This window comes from Psychrobacter sp. NG25, from assembly GCF_015234355.1.
In the GTDB taxonomy this organism is placed as follows: domain Bacteria; phylum Pseudomonadota; class Gammaproteobacteria; order Pseudomonadales; family Moraxellaceae; genus Psychrobacter.
The window spans coordinates 48,518-68,991 of record NZ_JADGMV010000009.1 but is presented as its reverse complement, the minus strand read 5'-3'; the positions used below and the strand labels follow the sequence as shown (position 1 = coordinate 68,991).

Below are 20,474 nucleotides of genomic sequence, written 5' to 3'. Positions count from 1 at the left end.
AAATAAATGATACCACACAATTATCTATTTAATGATTAAAAAACCAGCTGTCAACTCAAAAAAACACCCCCATCATGGAGGCATTTTTTTACTATCAGACTTCTTACTACATTGACTTACAACGCTTTCAACTGCTCCATCTGCGCTGTCATCGCGGTCAACCACCCTTCACACTCAGCCAGTTTAGCCCAACAGCCATACCACAGCGACCAAAGTAAATAGCAGCATACCAATATTGGCATGGAAAAAAGTCGGAATCACACTGTCTTTGATATGGTCATGCTGTCCATCCGCATTTAGACCAGCAGTCGCACCAAGCGTGAGTGTAGACGCAGGCGAACCAGCATCACCCAATGCCGCAGACGCACCAAGCATAGCCAGTGTCGCTAATGGAGAAAAACCAAGCGCTACGCATAATGGAATATAAATCGGCGCCAAAATCGGTACAGAGGCAAACGAATCACCAAAACCAATCGTGATAAACAAACCCACGATTAGCATCATTGCAGCACCGAACAGCTTATTATCACCTAAAATATGAGTCGCAGAAGCCACTAATGGATCGATGTCACCTGTAGCCGTTAATACCGCGCCGAAACTGGAGGCGATAGTAATAATCACGGCGATTTCAGCCATTAATCGAACGCCTTGAGTAAAGACATCATCCTGAGCTCGCCAGCGATAAATACCAGAGAAGCCAAGAATCATAAACCCTATCATTGCGCCAATAAACAATGAATCAAAATACATTTGGAACAGCAATACCACTATCACGGCCAATGCGGTAAATAGCAAAGGCTGTATGCCTATTTCTATTTTTTCTTGATCGGCTGATACTGACATTTCTTGTTTTTGTGATTCGATATAAGCGCGTGGCTTACGATACGTGATAAATACAGCGACCAGCATACCAGCCAAAATACCCATCACTGGAAAAAACATCGCTTTAGGCGCCATACTCGCTGTGGCAACAAACCCAGATGCCGCACCCACCGTATTAAAATTTTCTAATAAAATTTCGTTGAGATAAATCGCACCAAAGCCAAACGGTAATAACAGATAAGACGCACTGATACCACAAGCCAGAATACAAGCGATGGCACGACGATCAATTTGTAGACGATTCATCAATCCAAGTAATGGCGGGATAAGTACTGGAATAAAAGCAATATGTACTGGAATCAAGTTTTGTGAGAGTAATGAGGCGACAATGAACAGTATAAACAACATCCATTTGACCTGTTTGCGTACATGAGCACCTTCACGATTTAGGCTACGAGCCATTTTTTGCGCGACCCAATCAAGCACACCACTCCTCGACAGTGCAACGGCAAATGCACCGACCATGATATAAGTCATACCTACCTGCGCACCACTGAGCAAGTTGTCATTCAATACTTGCAAGATATCTGGAAACGCCATTTGTGCATGCAGACCACCTAGCAAAGCCGCTGAGACCAAAGAAACCGCAACAGGAATCTTGATAAGACAGAATACAACCATGAGTACAATGGCCAACACCACAGCATTGATCGGAATAGACAGCAACGACAACAGTCCATAAATAGCCGCTAAAGCAACCAGTACAGGTAACGCTCGATTAAGAAAAAACGTATCATCTCGATAAGCAGCTAACATAATATCCCTCAAAATAATGTTTCAAATAAATCAAATGGGTAAAGTGAACTCAAAAATAAAAAAACAGCATGCAATATACACCCCTTAACGCTGAGGAGTCATTCCTATTTGGCTACTAACGTATTACTACTCCTTAACAGTGTACGTTTGGACGATGCTATAGTCAGCGAACTACTAAACCGCTACGGTGTTACCCTCCCTAGAAGTACTATATGTACAATCTGCGGTCGGTTGCCTTGTAGCTGTTTTAGATTTCTTTGACTATATATGGGCATTTTACTGACCGTCATCTTGACAATAAAAAACGCCATCACAATTGTGATAGCGTTTTTTATTCATACAGCTATTGTCATAGCAATTACAGGTTCTTTAACTCTTCCATCTGCGCTGTCATCGCCGTCAACTGACCTTCTAGCTCAGCCAGTTTCGCTTTCTCAGCATCGACCACTTCCGCAGGCGCTTTACTCACAAAGCCTTCATTATCTAGCTTACGCGCGATGCCTTCTGCTTGACCTTTCAACTTATCATATGACTTACCCAAACGTGCCAGCTCAGCCGTTGGATCAATCAGACCTTTCATCGGTACGAGGACACGTAGCTGACCAACCATACTTGATGACGATAGTGGAATCTTTTGATCAGAGCCGTCACCACTATTTATAATCTCTAAGCTCTCGACTTTGGCAAGCGCTTTGAACTGGTTTTTGATACGTGACAGACGCGCATCTTCATCAGCAGAGATATTTTGTAGTAGCACTGGCAGACGTACGGCGTTGCCCAGTTTCATCTCACCACGAATGTTACGGACGCTAGCGATTAGCTCTTGTAGCCACGCCATATCCGCCTCAACCTGCTCACTGATTTGTGCCTCATCCGTTTTTGGATAGTCAGCGACCACAATGCTATCGGTGTTTTTACGACCCAGTAGCGGTGCGACCGTCTGCCAGATTTGCTCGGTCAGATACGGCATGATTGGATGGCTAAAGCGTAGCGCCGTCTCTAACACGTGCAGCAGCACATAGCGGATTTGCGCTTTACGCTCGTCAGACACCGAGTCATCATTTAGACTGGCTTTGGCAAGCTCAACATACCAATCACAGTACTCATTCCAGATGAACTCATAGATATCTTGGCTGACCATATCGAGACGATACTGAGCGAAATGCTGATGGATATCGGCAACGGTAGAGTTCAGACGACTCATGATCCATTTTTCTGGTAATTCCCAAACGTCAGGGTTTGCCGTTTGGTCGATAGACTTGGCAGCACCTTCACTATCGACACAGTTCATGAGTACAAAACGGCTGGCATTCCAAATTTTATTACAGAAATTACGATAGCCTTCGACACGCTTTAGATCAAAGTTAATATCGCGACCGGTACTAGCTAAGGATGTAAAGGTAAAGCGCAATGCATCCGTACCAAAGGCTGGGATGCCTTCTGGGAATTCTTTACGCGTTTGTTTTTCGATTTTGGCCGCATCTTTTGGATTCATCATATTGCTGGTGCGCTTTTCTACCAATGCTTCCAGATCAATACCGTCGATCAAATCAATCGGATCTAAGACGTTGCCTTTTGATTTTGACATTTTTTGACCATTACCATCACGTACCAGACCATGCACATAAACGGTCTTAAACGGTACTTGCGGCGTGCCGTCTTCGTTTTTCACGAAGTGCATGGTCATCATAATCATGCGGGCAACCCAAAAGAAGATAATGTCAAAACCTGTCACCAATACGCTGGTTGGATGAAAGGTATCCATCACGCGTGGATCAGCGTTGACGTCTGCCCAGTCAAGCGTACTGAACGTCCATAGACCAGAGCTGAACCACGTATCGAGCACATCATTATCTTGGCGCAATACGATATCATCGCTGAGACTATACTTGCTACGCACCTCGGCTTCGTCACGGGCGACATAGATTTCACCCGTCGCATCGTCATACCATGCAGGGATACGATGACCCCACCACAACTGACGGCTAATGCACCAGTCTTGCAGATCGGTCATCCACGACATATACATGTTTTTGTACTGTGCAGGGACGAACTCGATGCTGCCGTCTTCTACCGCGTCAATCGCAGGCTTGGCCAGCTCTTTGACAGCGACATACCACTGATCGGTCAACCATGGCTCAACGATCGTACCGCCACGCTCAGCACGTGGGGCTTTGAGTGCGTAGTCTTCGATATCTTCTAGCCAGCCCTGCTCGCCTGCTTGCTCCACAAGGAACTTACGAGCGGCAAAACGCTCAAGTCCTGCGTATTCGCTAGGCGTGGTCTCTAACTCTGGCTCACGCGTTTGCAGATCAGGATAGACTTCCATCGATGCTAAGATATTGGCGCGCTCATCGAGGATATTAATCAATGGCAAGCTATGACGACGACCCAATTCATAATCGTTGAAATCGTGTGCTGGGGTGATTTTGACACAACCCGTACCGAAGTCTTTTTCGACATAATCATCAGCGACGATAGGCACGACACGACCCGTAATTGGCAAGGTAATGGTTTTTCCGACTAAATGTGCATAACGCTCATCGCTAGGATTGACGGCGACAGCGGTATCACCAAGCAATGTCTCAGGACGTGTAGTAGCAACGACCAGATAGTTTTTGCCATCTTGAGTCGTTAGCTCTGCATCCGTGAAATGATAGCGGAAATGCCACAAGCTACCTTTCTCGTCGTGGTTTTCCACTTCTAAATCAGATAGCGCGGTTTGGAACTTCGGATCCCAGTTAACCAAACGCTTACCACGATAAATTAAACCATCGTCGAACAGGCGTACGAACACTTCTTTTACCGCGTTAGACAGACCATCATCCATGGTAAAACGCTCACGCGACCAGTCAACCGAGCTGCCCAAACGGCGAATTTGGCTGGTGATATTGCCGCCCGACTCTTCTTTCCATTCCCATACTTTATCGATGAAGTCTTCACGCGTCATATCACGGCGCTTGATACCTTGCGCCTCCAAACGACGTTCAACGACCATTTGGGTTGCGATACCAGCATGATCCGTACCTGGCTGCCACAGTGTGTTATCACCATCCATGCGGTGATAACGCGTGAGCGCATCCATGATTGCATTGTTAAAACCATGTCCCATATGCAGCGAGCCAGTGACGTTCGGCGGTGGTAGTGCGATAGAAAATGACTCGTCTTTGTCAAAAGTCGGCTGAAAATAGCCGCTTTCTTCCCAGCCCTGATACATGCCTGCTTCGACTTCCGCAGGATTATAGGCGTTTTCAAGTTGGCTTAAGGCCGCTTGGATAGAAGCGGTTAGGTTGTGGTTACTCATAATGGCATTATCTTTTATTGATTGAATGTGATCAAAGTTAATTGAATTAAAGCGAATATAAAATTAGGAAAATAACGAATAGAGTGATTTTAACGCAGATAGGCAGATTTTGTTAGATGGTAAGGCAATTTATAAAGCCTGAAGGCAGTTTTTGAGCAAATTATTAAACAATTAACAACAGCAATCGGCTCAATGCTAAACATAATCAGCGATCGTCGTACGATAGAATATAACTTCTGTCTCAATATAGTTTCTGTCTCTACGTTCGATACTTCTTATATAGCAAAACTATTATCTCTTAACCAGTGAGTTTACCGTGCCCCAAGATATTGATAGTCATACTGAACATCAAAAAGACTTGCAGACCTCATCTACAGATTATGAGCACTTAGCTGATGAAAGTCATAAAGAAGAATTTCAAAGAAGCCAGAAAAAAGACCAGCAAGAAGGCCGTCAAGACAGTCAGCAAAAAAGCAACCAAAAAGACTCTCAAGAAAGCAGTCCCAATGGCAAAGCTAATGACAATAATAATGACAATAATAATGAGAACACCAATGAGACAAACGTCACTGAAGACCTAAAAGATAATGATCTGCCAGAAGAAATCAGTGACGAAGACAAAGAAACCATCAAAAAAGTCGCCAATGATGACAATTTGAGTCATGCAAAAAGCTATGCCAGTATTTTAGTTGAGCAAGTCATGGATGCCAAAGAGACCTTTGAGCGCTCGCTTGGCTCGCTATTCACCAGTGCTTTTACCGCTGGGCTTGAGATTGGTATTAGCTTCTTTATGATTTTATCAGCTTTTGCGCTCCTCAGCAGAGTACTACCCAGTGAATACGCCCTCGTACTCGCCTCGTTACTTTACCCCATCGGCTTTATTATCGTTGTTATTGGTCAGTCACTATTGTTTACCGAACAAACATCCCTCTTGAGTCTACCAGTACTCAACGGTATTGAACCGTTGGCTAAGTTGCTGCGTCTATGGGGCATCGTGATCGCTGGTAACGTCGTTGGTGGTTGTTTATTTGCTGCGTTAATGATTGGCCTCGGTTTAAACATGCAGTTGTTCAGCGTCAGCGACATTGACGCGTATGCCGAGCATGTCTTAGGATTTGAATGGTGGGTGATATTTGGTAGTGCAGTATTGGCAGGTTGGATGATGGGCGTGACGGCGTGGCTGGTGACCTCGGCACGCGATACACTGAGCCGCATTGTCTTAGTTACCATCATTACGGGCAGTATCGGATTTTTGGGTTTACATCACAGTATCGTGGGTAATATTGAGGTATTTTCTGCCTTGCTTTATGGCAATACCGTCAGCCTATGGCGATATTTAGTCTTCTTGGCAGTGGTACTGGTGGGTAATACGGTCGGTGGCGTGGTGTTTGTCGCAGTACTGAAAAACCGCACGTTCTTGTTTGAAATTGAAAAAGTGAAAGAGCAGACAGCCAATGCCAAAGAAAGAGTAGATGTACGTCGTCGTTAAGCTCTGTCCTCAACCCTGTCTTGCGCTATGTTCTACAGACTGTATGTAATGAGATATAGTAGCCATAAATGCAAAAACCCCATAACAGACTTTGAAATATCAAGCTGGTTATGGGGTTCAATCAATAAAGACTTAGTCGCAATTTATAGAGCGGTTAATTAAAAAGCGACTGAGTAATTTATAATCTTCAGATTAAAGTCTACGTGCTGCCATCACACTACTGTCTATCTCAGTTTGCTTCGCCTTATTGTGTTGCGCACTGAATACTCTCACCATAATACCTGCGGTTAAGAACATGATTAGCGTATAAATAGCTGGCGTCAGCGACATTTTATAATTGGCCAATAATGTCAATGCCATAAACATCGAAAGCGTACTGTTCTGTAGGCCGACTTCCATGGTGATCGATCTTCTTTGTGCTGGATTCAGACCAAACCATTTACTGGTGTAATAACCAAGCGCCATCGTTGACACGTTCAATATCAATGATACAGGGCCAGTGGCTATCAAGGCTTCTACAATGATGTCTTTTTGCACATAGCTTAGGAATAGCACCAAGAAGCTGAGGAATATCACGCCAAAACGAGAAACCATAACCTGTGTCTTATCTGCAACCGTGGGCGCATAGCGTTTGATCAACATACCAACGCTCACAGGTAAGATAGTCAGAGCAATCAAGCTGACCATGGTTTTGACCACTGGCAACTGAAACTCACTACCCGCGCCCATGAAGTACACAAGCGAAAAACTGAGGACGATAGGAATGGTAAACACGGTAATGACGCTTGCAATAGCGGTCATGGTGACCGACAGTGCGACGTCACCTTTGGCCAAATAAGTGAATAGGTTTGAGGTGGTGCCGCCAGGACAAAGCACCAGTAACATAACCCCAACGGCATATTCAGGTTCTAGGGACATCGAGGTTGCCAAGGCAAAACCAACCAATGGCAAGAAGATCAGCTGATTGGTTAGGCCTATTGCGACTGCTTTGGGGTATTTGACGACTCTTTTAAAGTCATTGGTAACTAAGGACAGACCCATCCCCATCATGATCAAAAAAATACCAATGGGAATGACTTTTGAATTTACAAACGTGACTAACTCCACACCTTCCATAACTACATCCTTGTAGATAGAGCCCTTACATAGGCAGTTTTATGACAACTTTGTGATGCTAAATCAGCCAATCCTGCTGATATTTTGGGTAAAAGCCATCGCAGTCATCAACGTTTTGTATGACAACATTACTCGACAGCATTCCATGCCATCTTTCACATATATTCACTAATCGTAATAGAGCGGTATCATAAAGTATATCGTTGTACAGGCAGCTTTATCCATTTTATTCAACTACTCACCAGTCAGTATTCAAACGTAGGATATCCACCATATAAAAGTATAGAAAAACCTTAAGGTATACCCTTATTTATATTGTTAGGCCTAACACGAGTAGATTGGCCGCTAAGAAAGGAATCAGGCATCATATAATCGACCCTCTATAATTTCTTGTTAGACATTGATAGCAATGCAAGGATAATTAAGACAAGTGCTTATTTTGGGGATAAGAAAGAAGGTAAGATTAAGGATATATCTTAAATTGGCAGGACTTTAGTGACGGTCAGTACTGATGACTGCCGTACCATAGGCGATGGCTTCTACCATGCTGCCTAGTTGATTGACGTTAGTCACCTCAAGACGTAGACCATAAATATGATTACAACCTTTGGCATTGGCCTCGGTACGCATCCGTACGATAGCCTCACGGCGGGCGCGATCTAATAACGTCTCGTAGGTGGTGAGGTTTTTACCAAAGATACTTAAGACGCGGGCGATAATCATTTTGAAGTAATCTTGACCAATCACCACACTACCTAGTACCAGCTCACCCTGACTATTAGCCGCAATATTGGGACGATAAAAGCGCTCACTTGACACAATGATATGACTGAGTGCTTGCTCGTCGATGCTCAACTGTGCCAAATGCTGACGCTCGTGACGCGTGCCAAAAAACCAACCAGCCGCGAATAATAAAACAAACGGTGCATAGTTGATGAGAAATTGGGTAAGGGAGTTGTTCATAGCACGTCTCTTATCATACAAAAGCATCAATGCTTTAAGATTCGGTTATCTAACCAAAAGGATTGAAACGTGGCAATTCATCAGTAGGTTCTGATGATGGGGTTTGCGTACTTGGGTGTTGACCTGAGTGATGCGATTGACCCGTTTGATAATGAGAATCGCTTGGCGGGTTTTGAAGTGACTGCTGCGGCATCGGTATTGCTTTGACAGCAGTACCATAAACAAACAGCTCAGAGGCTCCCTGCGCGATACTAGAGGTCGAAAAACGCAAACCAACGACTGCGTCAGCACCCAAAGACTCTGCCTTGACGATCATGCGGTCTATCGCTTCTTGGCGCGACTCTTCTAGCAGCTCGGTATAAGCCGTCAGCTCACCACCGACGATGTTTTTTAGTCCAGCAAACAAGTCTTTACCGACGTGCTTTGAGCGTACCGTACTGCCGTACACCACATCTAAACGCTCGGTGATTTGATAATTAGGTAAGTGTTCAAGATTAGAGAGCTGTACAGTCATGTTACGACCTTATCAGTGAGTTAAAGAGGTGTAAAACTGCATGAAATATAATAAGCAGCGCTATTAATAGTACCGCTTATTAAATACAAAAATGTTAATCATTGGTATGAAACAACAAAAACAGCTCAGTCAAATTGCCTTCAATGCTATTGGCCATTTGCACCAGCTTATCTTCATCTTTACGCATCTCAGCAAGCTCTGGATCTTCGTCATCAATACCGCTCAATACGATCATTGGCAAAGTCAACACTGCCACGTCTTCTGCGGTTTCTTCATCTTCAAACCAATCACTGGCTTCATCACCATACATCGCATCGACAAAGCCGATTGACCAAGCAACGATATCTGAGTCATCTGAAAAGTCGACGGCCACTTCTTCATCACCAGCGTCTTCACCAAACGGTAGCTCGATAGGCGTCTCGTTTTTTAACTCAGCGATGATCGAATCACGCCAGCGTGTGATGCCATCGATCACGTTTTCTGGAATCTCACTAGTGTGGCCTTCAAACAATGCATCCATCCAGTTAGGCAATGGACGACCAATGACTGTCGCCGTCAAAAAACCATGCGCAGCGACACTGTCGAGCACAAACTGGCTCTCTTGATTGTCCATATAGTCTAGTAATTCGTCAAAACTTAATTGGTTACTCATGGTGTAGTTGTCCTTGAAAGGTGGATTGCGACAGTCTTAATAAATGCGCAATAAACGTTCAGTTACGTGCAAAATCAGTGATAATTTGAGGATAAAGGTCATTCGAATAAACATTCAAACAACCATTATAAAGTCAGAATTACTGCATAGAATGGGCTGCTGGCAACCATAGAAAAGTAATAAATAAGATATCATTAACCTAATACCATTAGGTGATGAGCCATTATTACGTGGCTTTAGTCGGCTTAAATGACTTAACTTTATTATATTGTGTGAGACCTTTATTCTAAAATTTAAAAGTCGTCATCATCCCAGTCATCGCCATCTTCATCGAAGTTATCGATGTCATCTAAATCGTCTTTTAGCTCTTTAGCCAACCGTTTTTCTTCTAACAAATTATCGATTAGACGACGTTTTTCAAGACTGCTTAAGCGCGTACGTACACTCGTCTCAGCCTCTTCCACCATCTTTGCATCATCATCATCGATGAAATCATCATCAAAATCGTTGTCAATATCAGCGTCACTCATGACAAACTCCTATCATTTTTGGCAAAGGTATTAAGAATACATTAATATATATATGCCTTATAAAGTCTCTACTGAACGTTGTCAATGCTTTTTATCACTATGGCCTATTTTGGCTGCAATACCAAGGTAATGATGTGGGCAATATAACAGACAATTGTGTACATAAAAACAGGAAAATTGCCATTAATTAAACATCATTACATAGATACTATTAAATATGTGACTCATCTTCATTTTCAATCATCAGTACCGAATTTCGGACATCCGCCAAGCGTTGAATCATTGAATCATTCCCACCATCGAATACGGCACATTCACGCTCATAAACGGTAGTTGGGCGCATGATACTCTGTACTTGTACATGATGGCTGATTTGCTTGAGTCCAGCATTCGGTAGCAAGATCAGCATCTGCTCTTTTTTGCCAACACTGTGCAGCAATTGCATCATCGCATCACTTTGTGCATCATCACTGACGCCCGCTTTGGCAGGTAATGCAAAGCGTGACAGCTCGATATGCTTGTCATGGATAATCTTATTAAGCATTAAATACAACTTACCAAGCATCACGCCTGCTAGTGCAACTTTGGCATGGCTGTTATCCGCTTTTAATAGCACACTCGCACCGCTGTCATCGAACTTAGGCTCATTTATCATGCTCACACCTAGCAACAATGGCTGCTTGAGTAGCTCAGTCGCTGCTTGGTTTAATAGCTGAGTACATAATGCCAAATAAGGCAAACGCTGAGCAGGTGCAAGACGCTCAAGCATATTGAACTCGTCATGGAATACAATCTGTACTCTCACGCTGTCAAATGCTCGTGTGGCAGACAATCGCGAGGCACTATTAGATTTATGAGTACTACTGCCGCTCATTTCATCTTGCGTGCTTTCTTCTACTTGGTCATCTGCCGCACCATTAATAGCCGTACTAGAATGAGTGGTATCGCTCGCCGCACTTTGATTTTGTTGTGTTCTTAAATACTGGTTTACTTCACTATTTACATCAAACTTACGAAGGTCAGCTGGCTTATGCTCTGCGCCGTCTTCATCCAAGCTATCCATTGTTTGAGAGTCATTTTCTTGGAGATCGTTTGTTTGACGGTCAGCTGAGCGGCGCTCGTAGTTACGGCTGCGCTGATCAATTTGCATATACTGCTCACGGTGCAAATCTTGAATATCACGACTGAGGGCATTGATTTGCTCTTTGGTAGGGCGAGCAAGATAGCCGTAAATTAACCAAAGTAATAAGTGCAATAACATAGTGCCGATGACAAATGGCCATTGCATGGCGATAATTTCACCTTTGCTAATGTCCTTTAATGTCAGTGCCACACTACCAATCACAGCATCGCCGTTGGTGGCAATTTGACGAATCGTATCACCTTGCTGCATAGGCGCATTGCCGACTGGCACCAAGATATCGTCGTTATTGTCTGTGATCAATATCTTCGTCACGTCTTGCTCGCTGGTATAGCGATTGGCAATCACGCTTAGACTGACACGGTCTTTATTCTCTAAAGACAACCTTGCCTCATCAATCAGCTGAGCAACCATCTGCTCGCCTTTTAACGCACGACTGTTGCTCAACTGTTGATCGGTGCTGATAACCAACAATAGAGTCTGCAAACAAAAACTAACCAGAAGAATAATGGCAAACAACCCTTGCCGCGGCGCTAAATACGTCATGATATGTTAAACTTTTTTGGATAAAAGAAATTAAAAAACAAGGCTATTGCTCATTTTTTGGCTATTTTTAAAAAACGGTAATGCAGGCATCTTTTTGTAACGCGTGTCTTTATAACGTATATCTGGGTAAACCATCACTTATAGTCGATTCAATTTAAAAGAAGTACGAGGCAACCGAGTGTAGATGTATATGCGATACTTCAATCGAGGTTAACGCTGTCATACTTTTATAGTGGAAGGACTATAGGATAAACGACCGCACATGAGACTTGTTATGACTAAACACATTATCATAAATACAACTCGCTTATGCTATCTACTATATCACCATAATAAACCTTATAGCGTTAGCAGCTTTATAAATTTGTCATAATAATAACATTCAATTTCAAACGCTTTTCTGTCTGGTACAGCCCTTTTTAGTTAACCATGATACTTTGCATGTCATCTATAGGCGCTGCCAAGGAAAGCTGCTATTATTCCCAATCTTATACGAGCATACAAGGGACAATTAAGCCATGCCAAACAATACATCTTATTCGTTACCAAAAGACAGCAAAGCATGGCAACAAGCCGTTGACTCTATTGCCTCGCTCTTACCTGATGGTACTGATCTACAGGATTTTGACGCGCTACAGTCCCTACCCGTTTTTGCACTAATTGTGGTGCTACCTACTAAAGTATCAACCCTTGATATTCATCAATATGTGCAGTCTTGGGTCGATGAGCAGCCGAACTGGCATCTGGTCACTGTCGCTGAAGATACCGATGCAAGTTTTGTGAATATCACTGTCTCTGATACAGAGCCAACAGACGGAAATGCACAGCGACTGCCCTTTACTCAGGCACAGGTATTCCGCTATCTGCTGGTACCGGTCACCGATACGCTCATGCACCCCGCCAAAAAAACCGCTGCCGCTCACATCATTGATGACCAGCTGACCAGACGCTTGCGTCATGATTTGGCTGAAGCGTATAAGAGTACGAGCAGTGCTGACAGTACGGATAATTTGAATGTCGTTGATTGCCATATCTTATCTGTTGGTCATATGCTACGTACCCACAAGCTTGCCTGCTTCGATATGGACTCCACCTTAATCGAGCAAGAAGTCATCGTTGAGCTGGCCAAAACAGCAGGTATCGGTGAAGAAGTTGCCGCCATCACTGAATCGGCGATGCGCGGTGAGATCGATTTTGACGAATCTTTTGCCAAACGTGTGGCACTATTAAAAGACATTCCAATTGACGTACTGGATGATATTTGTAGCCGCTTAACCTTATCGGTAGGCGCACGCACCACGATCAGTGCGCTCAAAGCATTGGGTTATCACACCGTATTGGTATCAGGCGGATTTACCTATTTTGCTCGCTATATCGCAGAGCAGTTGGGTATTGACGAAGTTCATGCCAACTTTTTAGATATTGACGAAGGCATGGTGACGGGCCACGTGCAATTACCTATCGTCAATGGTGCCAAAAAAGCCGCAATCGTTGAACACACAGCAGAGCGCTTAGGCATTGATATGTCACAAGTGGTCTGTATTGGCGACGGTGCTAATGACTTGCCAATGATGGCCATTGCTGATCTAGGCGTTGCTTATCACGCAAAACCTATCGTCCAAGCACGTGCCGATGCCGCGGTAAATGTGACTGGTCTTGAAGGCACGCTTTATGCACTTGGCTATCCAGCGCTTGCTCCTACTAAATAAGTGCTAAATGCTCGCAATCGTACGAAAAGCTAGGTTGATGTTTTATCATTAATCTGGCTTTTATCTTTCTAGCTTTTATACTTCGTTGCCACTTGGTCATGATGCTATTTTAATAGAACCATTTAAATATTACTGCCTGGGCATTACTTTGGTCTAACTATACTTTAGTCTAACTGTTGTCACTCACCTTCAACGCTCATCTTAAATCAAGGACTGTCCATGACGGCACCCCAATCCCCCAAACCAAGCGAGTCGTCAGCACCGCAACCATTAGATACCAGTGTTACTACGGACAACCCAAAACAGCTATTAGGTGTCTATATCAAAGGAATGGCCATGGGTGCAGCCGATATCGTACCTGGCGTCTCTGGCGGTACTATTGCGCTGATTGCTGGTATTTATGAGCGATTGATTAATGCGCTTGGCAGTATTGGCCCCAAACTTTGGCAGACATTCCGAAAGGAAGGTGGAATCAAAGGTTTGCTTGCTGTGTGGCGACAGGTCGATGCGACATTTTTATTAGTTCTATTATTAGGTATCGCTACCAGTTTTGCTACTTTGGCTGGCATGATTAAGTACTTGCTGGACAATCAACCACTGCTGATTTGGTCGTTCTTTTTTGGATTGGTCGTTGCCACCATATTTATATTATTAACTGAAATCAAACGTTGGAATATAGGACGTATTGCCTTGTTTGGCATCGGTCTCGTTAGTGCAATGGTTATCAGTAGTTTGCCACTACTCACCGGCACACCAAGCTTGCCTTATTTGTTTTTTGCAGGGGCAATCGCGATTTGCGCCATGATATTGCCGGGTATATCAGGTTCCTTTATCCTATTATTATTGGGCGCTTATGACACGGTATTAGAAGCCGTGCATACCCTTAATTTCACGGTTATTTTGACGCTTATGGCTGGTATGGTCACTGGACTTTTACTGTTCACCCACGCACTAAAATGGCTATTGGCTCGCTACTATCAAGCAACGCTAGCATTGCTCACCGGATTTATCGCTGGCTCTTTGATGAAGATATGGCCGTGGAAAGTAGATATCTTAAACACTCTAGATAACGAGGCAATAAACAACGTCATGCCGTGGCACTACCCTACTGGTCCACACTGGCTCAGCACACTGGGGTTAATGCTATTAGGTGCTGTGTTGGTGTCGTTACTATCGTGGTGGGGCAAGCGTAATAACCATCATTAACAACAACGTTTAGTTGTTATTGATTAGTAAAACTATTATTTCCCTCTAAAAATAAGCGCCTACCCTTACGGCGCTTACTCTCCAAATCTGCAATAGAAAACCATCAAAATATACTAAAAAACCAAACGTCATCGGTTGTCGCAAACTCGCCTGTACCCTCTTTAGCTTTGCCTCACAAACTTTCATAATGGTCTTATTGGAATTCACCTTATGAATAGCGAGATGAATGATGTTACTAACTATATTTTCTTTTATCGACATAGCGGCATGGAGCAATGCGGCTTTACTTGGTTACGGCTTATTGGCAGTGATAATAGCGGCGCTCGCCTTCTCGTCTCAGCGCTGGCTGCTCTTATATCTATTTGGCGGTATGGCGTATTGGCTGAGCGTGGAAGTCATTCACAGTATATTATCGAGTCGTCTGATGCTGTCAGAGTTATCAGACTTGCACAGCTATATCATCGCCATGGGCATCAGCTGGTTGCCTTTAGCGGCTTGGGTGTTGTATCGGGCGCTACGTTACGAAGATGTCAGTCAATCGGTTCAGCTGCAGCGTGAATTAGAGGCCGCACGCTATATCGAGCATACGCCCGTCTACGATGATGATTACCAACCGCGCTTTCACTAATGCAGTCAACCCTGTATCAATCATGCTGACGTCATCGAATGTTACAAGATACTTAACGCTCTCTACGTAACTCCTAAAGAATAACAACCCATCCATCGTTTATAATGTAATTATATATTTGTCGCAAAAATTGTTATAAAGTACGTATTATTTTGCGTCTCATTTTTTAGGAGTTCGATTATGTTTACTATTCCTGTTCTAGATATTAAGTCTGATCCTTTAGACGTGTTATTGGCTGTGATCGGTTATCGTTTATCTATGCTAGCTGATAGCGACGATGAAGCTGTCAAAAAGCTATTCGCTGATCGTAATGTTACGATTGAACTTGCTAGCACTGAAGCGGACATCGCTCGTTATTTTGTCTTTGATAATGGTAGCTTTAGCCAGTCTAGTGGTCATGCAAAATCAGCAGACCTCACTATCAACTTCAAAGATTCTATGACTGGTGTTAAGCTTTTGACCAAAGGTAACCTTCCAGCATTTATGACAGCGGTTCAAGAAGGCAATTTAAGCATCGAAGGCGACTATAGCCTCATGATGTGGTTTAATAAGCTTGCAAAGCATATCGTTCCAGCGGTGCCAGAAGAGTGCAAACCTTATCTGGACAAAGCCAAGCCTTACGCTTATAAAGCACAGAACTTTGCAAACCATTGGATTGGTGTTGCCAAGCATAAACTGGGCAAATAGCCAGATACAAATAATTAGACCGTTAAATAGCAAACTGAATAGCAAACTGAACAGCAAATAGTTACTATTGACCTACTTTATTGTATTCAATATAAATACTATTTAATAGCACTCTGATTTTCTAAAAAGGTTACGGTATACTATATCGCAGCCTTTTTTATTATTTTAAGAACACAAAAACATTCAGATATACCCAATACCGTTATAAAAGGATTTATCTCATGGCAGGATTACTTAACATCTCAGAACCCAATGCCGATAGCCACACTGAGACACTCAATCATCAAAACAGTAGCGATGATTTTTTGGCCAGTTTAGCCACCGATGCCAACCAACCAACTCCACATAAGCATAGCCGCGAAGAAATCGCTGCACTGTTTGATTTGCCTTTGATGGATTTGTTGTTGCAAGCACAAACGATACATCGGGCGAATTTTACTGCCAATGAAGTACAAATCAGCACCTTGTTGTCGATTAAAACAGGTAACTGCCCTGAAGATTGCGGTTACTGCTCGCAATCAGGTCATCATCGCGATACCACCAAACTACAAGCAGAAAAACGCATAGAAGTGGACAAAGTCATTGCCGCTGCCAAACGTGCCAAAAACAGTGGCTCGTCACGCTTCTGTATGGGTGCTGCATGGAAGCATCCAAGCGCCAAAGACATGCCTTACGTGGTTGAGCTAATTAAAGAAGTCAAGGCATTGGGGCTTGAGACCTGTATGACGCTTGGTATGTTAGATACCAATCAAGCGACGCAATTAGCGGATGCCGGATTGGACTATTACAATCATAATCTAGATACCTCACGCAGCTATTATGAACAAGTTGTCAGCACGCGCAGCTATGATGAACGTCTGGATACGATAGACAATGTGCGCAACTCAGGCATCAATGTCTGCAGCGGCAATATCGTCGGTATGGGTGAAAGCCGTGATGACCGCATCGATTGGGTACACGAACTGCTAAAAATGCCAAAAGCGCCAGAATCTATTCCAGTCAACTTGCTCGTCCCTATTGCAGGAACTCCTATCGGCGACAAAGTATTGGCCGAAGGTCAATTGTCTGTGCTTGAGTGGATTCGTACCATTGCCGTGTCGCGTATTTGCTGCCCAACTAGCTATGTGCGTCTATCTGCTGGCCGCGAAAGCCTATCTGACTCTGAGCAAGCCTTAGCCTTTATGGCGGGGGCCAACTCGTTCTTTTATGGCGACAAGTTATTGACGACCGGAAACTCTAGTCAATCAGGCGATGACAGACTCATGCGTGAGCTTGGCTTAACCAAGCAATTTGCTGCACCAAGAGCTCCTAAAGTATTGCCTGTATTAGACGCTATGAATGGTCATCAAACACAAGTGGTATTGGCTGACTAATTTGACTGTGTGCAGTTAGTATTCATCAATAATCTGCATTGCACTTGCGTTTGGGCTGTGTCGTAAATTAGCCCTTATAACAAGCATATGAAAATAAGCCTAATATTAAAGAGCTAGTATTAAATGGCTGATAACAAGAGATTAAGTAATGGCAGACTATTTTAACTGGATTAAAGCAGCACATATTATTTCTATGGTTTGCTGGTTTGCGGCGATTTTTTACTTGCCGCGTCTGTTTGTTTATCATGCGATGAGTGATGACACCATTAGCCAAGAGCGCTTTACCATTATGGAGCGTAAGCTGTATCGCGGCATCATGACCCCATCGATGATAGCGACATGGGTATTTGGTCTATGGATGTTGGGGCTGGGCTGGGATGTCTATAAAACTCAAGGTTGGCTACACGTCAAGCTCTTATTAGTGGTATTACTATCCGGCTATCATGGTGCTTGCGGATTATATCGCAAAAAACTGATTGATAATCCACACTATAAATCTCATAAGTTTTGGCGTTGGTTTAATGAAATACCAGTTTTTGCTTTGGTGATTATCGTCATCTTAGTTGTGGTAAAACCTTTCTGAAATTAGCAAAATTACTAATGCCTACAAACCAAAAGCGTCCGCCACTTTATCAGTGACGGACGCTTTTTTTATCACACTATGTGATGTTGATAATACCTAGACGCTAGGGCGCATTATTTGATAGACGTTGCTCAAATCATAAACACGGTAACGAGCAGGTTCTCGGCGGTTTTCGCCAGCATAGCTTAATATTAATGCTTGCTTCGCGCGCTCATCGACCCAACCCACAAATAGCCCACTGTGTTCGACGCCATTATAGCCATGGTTGATATAGTAAAGCCAATCGCCTGCCTCAATCTCACTACTATTGGCATAAGGACCTTGCCCATACGTGCCTTTATGTATGGTATTGCGTGTCACCCCTGCCCGATTAAATACCGCATTTAAATAGTCCCAGCAGCCACCTTGAATGATGGTGCGCTCATTTAGCGCCATCTTGCGAGCAGTACTGACGACCTCACGGGCAGCGGGACTGCTTTGTATCTCCGCATTACTCAGTAACGGTAAGTATTCACTATCGATATTGTCATAATCACCGGATAAAAATGCAGGGAGTACTGTGCGCGCTTGACGAGATACGTCTGGATAGCGATAGGAAGTAGTTGTTGTTAATTGGGCAGATTTTTGAGCGATCAGTGTGCTCATACTATCTGCATGAGCTTGACCTATTAGGCTAACGGTAAATAATAGACTGCATGACGCTGTAATTGATGACATCAATGTAGGCAAACGCAACATGACTGATTCCTTGTCTATAAGATATAAATAGTGACATAAGCAACAATAATAGACGCTTTTCAAGTTTACTTATAAACTATTTAGACATGAATCTGCAAGCACTATTCATTTTGAATAGATGGTAGAAGGTATTAAAATACAGATTGATGGTAGCGTTACAATGCGAATTTAGAAGGGATAAATCAAGATAGCACTAAAAGCTAGGCAGGTAATATATATGCTTTTAGAAAAATTTAATTTGGATAGGATATGAGAGACAGCTACTAATTATCACTCATTTTGATATTAACATGCCGCTTAGATAACGCTTGGCCTTGTAGGATAGCTTTAGCAGCAGTGGCTTCTTGGATACTTTCAAAGCCACTAATATGGTACTTACGTGTGTCACTGCTATCGACAATCTGTAACTGCTCGCCGATCAGCATTATCTTGTCACTATCGATCAAATGGATATGCTCGCGCTTACCCTGATTGTCATGTACCATCTCACCAGCACGCACCCACAGTGTGCCACCACTGATAGCGCCCACCATGGCTTTTTTATGTTTTTGGCGTTGTCGATTAAAAACAAAGCTGCCAATAATTAGCAACGCTAACGCACCGATAGCCAAGCGCTCAGGTAGCACACTCATGGCAAAGGCGACTGCAACTGCCCCGACCAATAAGGCAGAGCCAAACCAAAACATACCGTTATCAGTCGTTTGGGACTGACCTTGTAAGGTGATTTTGGCGCCATCGTCGGTCAGCTTAAGCATGCATTATTACCTGTTGCGAGATATCTGTGTGGCAACAGATAGTCGGCTATTAAAAGCCAACTATCTGTCAGAGGTCGTTGTAGTGTTAAAAAACTAGCACCGCTTATAATAGATCAGAAGCAGACTACCAACCTAAAGCGGTTTGCTGCATTTTGATCAATTCGGCAATGCCTTTTTCGGCAAGAATCAACATGTCATCAGCTTGAGCGCGAGTGAATGGTTTTTCTTCCGCAGTACCTTGTAGCTCGATAAACTCGCCTTTTTGAGTCATTACGACATTCAAATCGGTATCGCAACTAGAGTCTTCTTCGTAATTCAAATCTAGATATGCTTCACCATCTTTCATACCGACAGACACGGCAGCAACCAATCCAATCAATGGATCTGCTTTTAGTTTTTTGGCTTTTTGAACCGTCTCTAATGCGTCAATCAGTGCAATCGCTGCACCAGTTACACTAGCAGTACGAGTACCACCATCAGCTTGCAGTACATCACAGTCAAGATAAATGGTGTTTTCACCCAACTTGCTCAAGTCAATCATCGCACGTAAGCTACGGCCAATTAAACGCTGAATCTCTTGGGTACGACCTGACTGCTTACCGCGTGCCGCTTCACGTTGATTGCGGGTATTGGTCGCGCGTGGCAGCATACCGTATTCAGCTGTAATCCAACCTTTGCCTTTGCCTTTCAACCAGCGTGGTACGCCAGACTCAACACTAGCAGTACATAGTACTTTGGTATCGCCAAAGCTCACTAACACTGACCCTTCGGCATGCTTAGTATAATGGCGCTCAAAGCTGATAGAGCGAAGTTGGTCAAGCTCACGATTGTCATTACGCATAAAAATTCCTAGTACAATGTTTGAAAAGCAGGGTGATAAAAATGGCTATAAAATAAAATGT

General features: G+C 43.5%; 18 protein-coding genes. 7 read left to right on the top strand and 11 right to left on the bottom strand.

Translation table 11 applies throughout. The annotated features are described in order from the left end of the window. Positions 1-183 precede the first annotated feature (183 nt). Together IPZ60_RS12840 and IPZ60_RS12835 are read right to left on the bottom strand one after the other, a co-directional pair. Positions 184-1,638 (bottom strand): Na+/H+ antiporter family protein, encoded by a 1,455-nt coding sequence (locus tag IPZ60_RS12840; protein ID WP_194198134.1) that lies wholly within the window; start codon positions 1,636-1,638, stop codon positions 184-186. 358 nt (positions 1,639-1,996) lie between these two features. Beyond that, the gene (locus IPZ60_RS12835) at positions 1,997-4,942 is read right to left on the bottom strand and encodes a valine--tRNA ligase (protein WP_194198133.1); all 2,946 of its coding nucleotides are present in this window, start codon (positions 4,940-4,942) and stop codon (positions 1,997-1,999) included. A 316-nt stretch (positions 4,943-5,258) separates the two neighbouring features. Between IPZ60_RS12835 and IPZ60_RS12830 the strand changes: the two genes are divergently transcribed. Continuing rightward, on the top strand, positions 5,259-6,431 hold the full coding sequence (locus IPZ60_RS12830; RefSeq protein WP_320108740.1) for a formate/nitrite transporter family protein: 1,173 nt from the start codon (positions 5,259-5,261) through the stop codon (positions 6,429-6,431). Positions 6,432-6,623: 192 nt separating this feature from the next. On the opposite strand, the gene IPZ60_RS12825 is transcribed toward IPZ60_RS12830, so the two are convergent. The 6 genes from IPZ60_RS12825 to IPZ60_RS12800 all read right to left on the bottom strand — a co-directional run bounded on the left by IPZ60_RS12825 (position 6,624) and on the right by IPZ60_RS12800 (position 11,893). Further along, the gene (locus IPZ60_RS12825) at positions 6,624-7,547 is read right to left on the bottom strand and encodes a bile acid:sodium symporter family protein (protein ID WP_110924069.1); all 924 of its coding nucleotides are present in this window, start codon (positions 7,545-7,547) and stop codon (positions 6,624-6,626) included. Positions 7,548-8,039: 492 nt separating this feature from the next. Further along, on the bottom strand, positions 8,040-8,510 hold the full coding sequence (locus IPZ60_RS12820) for a YbjQ family protein (RefSeq protein WP_110924071.1): 471 nt from the start codon (positions 8,508-8,510) through the stop codon (positions 8,040-8,042). 49 nt (positions 8,511-8,559) lie between these two features. Then, positions 8,560-9,024, bottom strand: coding sequence for a YbjQ family protein (locus tag IPZ60_RS12815; RefSeq protein ID WP_194198132.1), 465 nt, complete (start codon positions 9,022-9,024; stop codon positions 8,560-8,562). A 94-nt stretch (positions 9,025-9,118) separates the two neighbouring features. Next, positions 9,119-9,676 (bottom strand): YecA family protein, encoded by a 558-nt coding sequence (locus IPZ60_RS12810; RefSeq protein WP_110924074.1) that lies wholly within the window; start codon positions 9,674-9,676, stop codon positions 9,119-9,121. 293 nt (positions 9,677-9,969) lie between these two features. Then, on the bottom strand, positions 9,970-10,206 hold the full coding sequence (locus IPZ60_RS12805) for a PA3496 family putative envelope integrity protein (protein WP_110924075.1): 237 nt from the start codon (positions 10,204-10,206) through the stop codon (positions 9,970-9,972). A gap of 211 nt (positions 10,207-10,417) precedes the next feature. Further along, the gene (locus IPZ60_RS12800; protein WP_194198131.1) at positions 10,418-11,893 is read right to left on the bottom strand and encodes a hypothetical protein; all 1,476 of its coding nucleotides are present in this window, start codon (positions 11,891-11,893) and stop codon (positions 10,418-10,420) included. A gap of 518 nt (positions 11,894-12,411) precedes the next feature. Here IPZ60_RS12800 and serB point away from each other — a divergent pair. The 6 genes from serB to hemJ all read left to right on the top strand — a co-directional run bounded on the left by serB (position 12,412) and on the right by hemJ (position 18,079). Beyond that, positions 12,412-13,602, top strand: a complete 1,191-nt coding sequence (gene serB / locus IPZ60_RS12795; protein WP_194198130.1) for a phosphoserine phosphatase SerB — start codon at positions 12,412-12,414, stop codon at positions 13,600-13,602. A 219-nt stretch (positions 13,603-13,821) separates the two neighbouring features. Then, positions 13,822-14,808: a DUF368 domain-containing protein gene (locus tag IPZ60_RS12790; protein WP_194198129.1), complete on the top strand. Its 987-nt coding sequence runs from the start codon at positions 13,822-13,824 to the stop codon at positions 14,806-14,808. Positions 14,809-15,034: 226 nt separating this feature from the next. Continuing rightward, a complete protein-coding gene (aciT, locus tag IPZ60_RS12785) occupies positions 15,035-15,436 on the top strand; it encodes an AciT family ciprofloxacin tolerance protein (protein WP_227669362.1) in 402 nt (133 codons plus the stop codon). Positions 15,437-15,616: 180 nt separating this feature from the next. Then, positions 15,617-16,123, top strand: coding sequence for an SCP2 sterol-binding domain-containing protein (locus IPZ60_RS12780; RefSeq protein WP_194198128.1), 507 nt, complete (start codon positions 15,617-15,619; stop codon positions 16,121-16,123). Between the two features lie 221 nt (positions 16,124-16,344). Next, entirely contained in the window at positions 16,345-17,496 is a 1,152-nt protein-coding gene (gene bioB / locus IPZ60_RS12775; RefSeq protein WP_194198127.1) for a biotin synthase BioB, read from the top strand. Between the two features lie 148 nt (positions 17,497-17,644). Then, complete coding sequence (gene hemJ / locus IPZ60_RS12770; RefSeq protein ID WP_194198126.1) at positions 17,645-18,079, top strand: protoporphyrinogen oxidase HemJ; 435 nt, start codon at positions 17,645-17,647, stop codon at positions 18,077-18,079. 96 nt (positions 18,080-18,175) lie between these two features. Here the strand turns inward: hemJ and IPZ60_RS12765 are convergent, their stop codons facing one another. From IPZ60_RS12765 to rph, 3 genes are all read right to left on the bottom strand, one after another. Then, a complete protein-coding gene (locus IPZ60_RS12765) occupies positions 18,176-18,817 on the bottom strand; it encodes a hypothetical protein (RefSeq protein ID WP_194198125.1) in 642 nt (213 codons plus the stop codon). Between the two features lie 263 nt (positions 18,818-19,080). Beyond that, the gene (locus IPZ60_RS12760) at positions 19,081-19,572 is read right to left on the bottom strand and encodes a hypothetical protein (protein WP_194198124.1); all 492 of its coding nucleotides are present in this window, start codon (positions 19,570-19,572) and stop codon (positions 19,081-19,083) included. 124 nt (positions 19,573-19,696) lie between these two features. Beyond that, entirely contained in the window at positions 19,697-20,413 is a 717-nt protein-coding gene (gene rph / locus IPZ60_RS12755) for a ribonuclease PH (RefSeq protein WP_110924083.1), read from the bottom strand. Positions 20,414-20,474 lie beyond the last annotated feature (61 nt).

What these genes read in the sequence shown, in the direction of transcription:
- IPZ60_RS12840 (WP_194198134.1), bottom strand. Translation starts at nt 1,638, where the DNA reads ATGTTAGCTGCTTATCGAGATGATACGTTTTTTCTTAATCGAGCGTTA.
- IPZ60_RS12835 (WP_194198133.1), bottom strand. Translation starts at nt 4,942, where the DNA reads ATGAGTAACCACAACCTAACCGCTTCTATCCAAGCGGCCTTAAGCCAA.
- IPZ60_RS12825 (WP_110924069.1), bottom strand. Translation starts at nt 7,547, where the DNA reads ATGGAAGGTGTGGAGTTAGTCACGTTTGTAAATTCAAAAGTCATTCCC.
- IPZ60_RS12820 (WP_110924071.1), bottom strand. Translation starts at nt 8,510, where the DNA reads ATGAACAACTCCCTTACCCAATTTCTCATCAACTATGCACCGTTTGTT.
- IPZ60_RS12815 (WP_194198132.1), bottom strand. Translation starts at nt 9,024, where the DNA reads ATGACTGTACAGCTCTCTAATCTTGAACACTTACCTAATTATCAAATC.
- IPZ60_RS12810 (WP_110924074.1), bottom strand. Translation starts at nt 9,676, where the DNA reads ATGAGTAACCAATTAAGTTTTGACGAATTACTAGACTATATGGACAAT.
- IPZ60_RS12805 (WP_110924075.1), bottom strand. Translation starts at nt 10,206, where the DNA reads ATGAGTGACGCTGATATTGACAACGATTTTGATGATGATTTCATCGAT.
- IPZ60_RS12800 (WP_194198131.1), bottom strand. Translation starts at nt 11,893, where the DNA reads ATGACGTATTTAGCGCCGCGGCAAGGGTTGTTTGCCATTATTCTTCTG.
- serB (WP_194198130.1), top strand. Translation starts at nt 12,412, where the DNA reads ATGCCAAACAATACATCTTATTCGTTACCAAAAGACAGCAAAGCATGG.
- IPZ60_RS12790 (WP_194198129.1), top strand. Translation starts at nt 13,822, where the DNA reads ATGACGGCACCCCAATCCCCCAAACCAAGCGAGTCGTCAGCACCGCAA.
- aciT (WP_227669362.1), top strand. Translation starts at nt 15,035, where the DNA reads ATGATGTTACTAACTATATTTTCTTTTATCGACATAGCGGCATGGAGC.
- IPZ60_RS12780 (WP_194198128.1), top strand. Translation starts at nt 15,617, where the DNA reads ATGTTTACTATTCCTGTTCTAGATATTAAGTCTGATCCTTTAGACGTG.
- bioB (WP_194198127.1), top strand. Translation starts at nt 16,345, where the DNA reads ATGGCAGGATTACTTAACATCTCAGAACCCAATGCCGATAGCCACACT.
- hemJ (WP_194198126.1), top strand. Translation starts at nt 17,645, where the DNA reads ATGGCAGACTATTTTAACTGGATTAAAGCAGCACATATTATTTCTATG.
- IPZ60_RS12765 (WP_194198125.1), bottom strand. Translation starts at nt 18,817, where the DNA reads ATGTTGCGTTTGCCTACATTGATGTCATCAATTACAGCGTCATGCAGT.
- IPZ60_RS12760 (WP_194198124.1), bottom strand. Translation starts at nt 19,572, where the DNA reads ATGCTTAAGCTGACCGACGATGGCGCCAAAATCACCTTACAAGGTCAG.
- rph (WP_110924083.1), bottom strand. Translation starts at nt 20,413, where the DNA reads ATGCGTAATGACAATCGTGAGCTTGACCAACTTCGCTCTATCAGCTTT.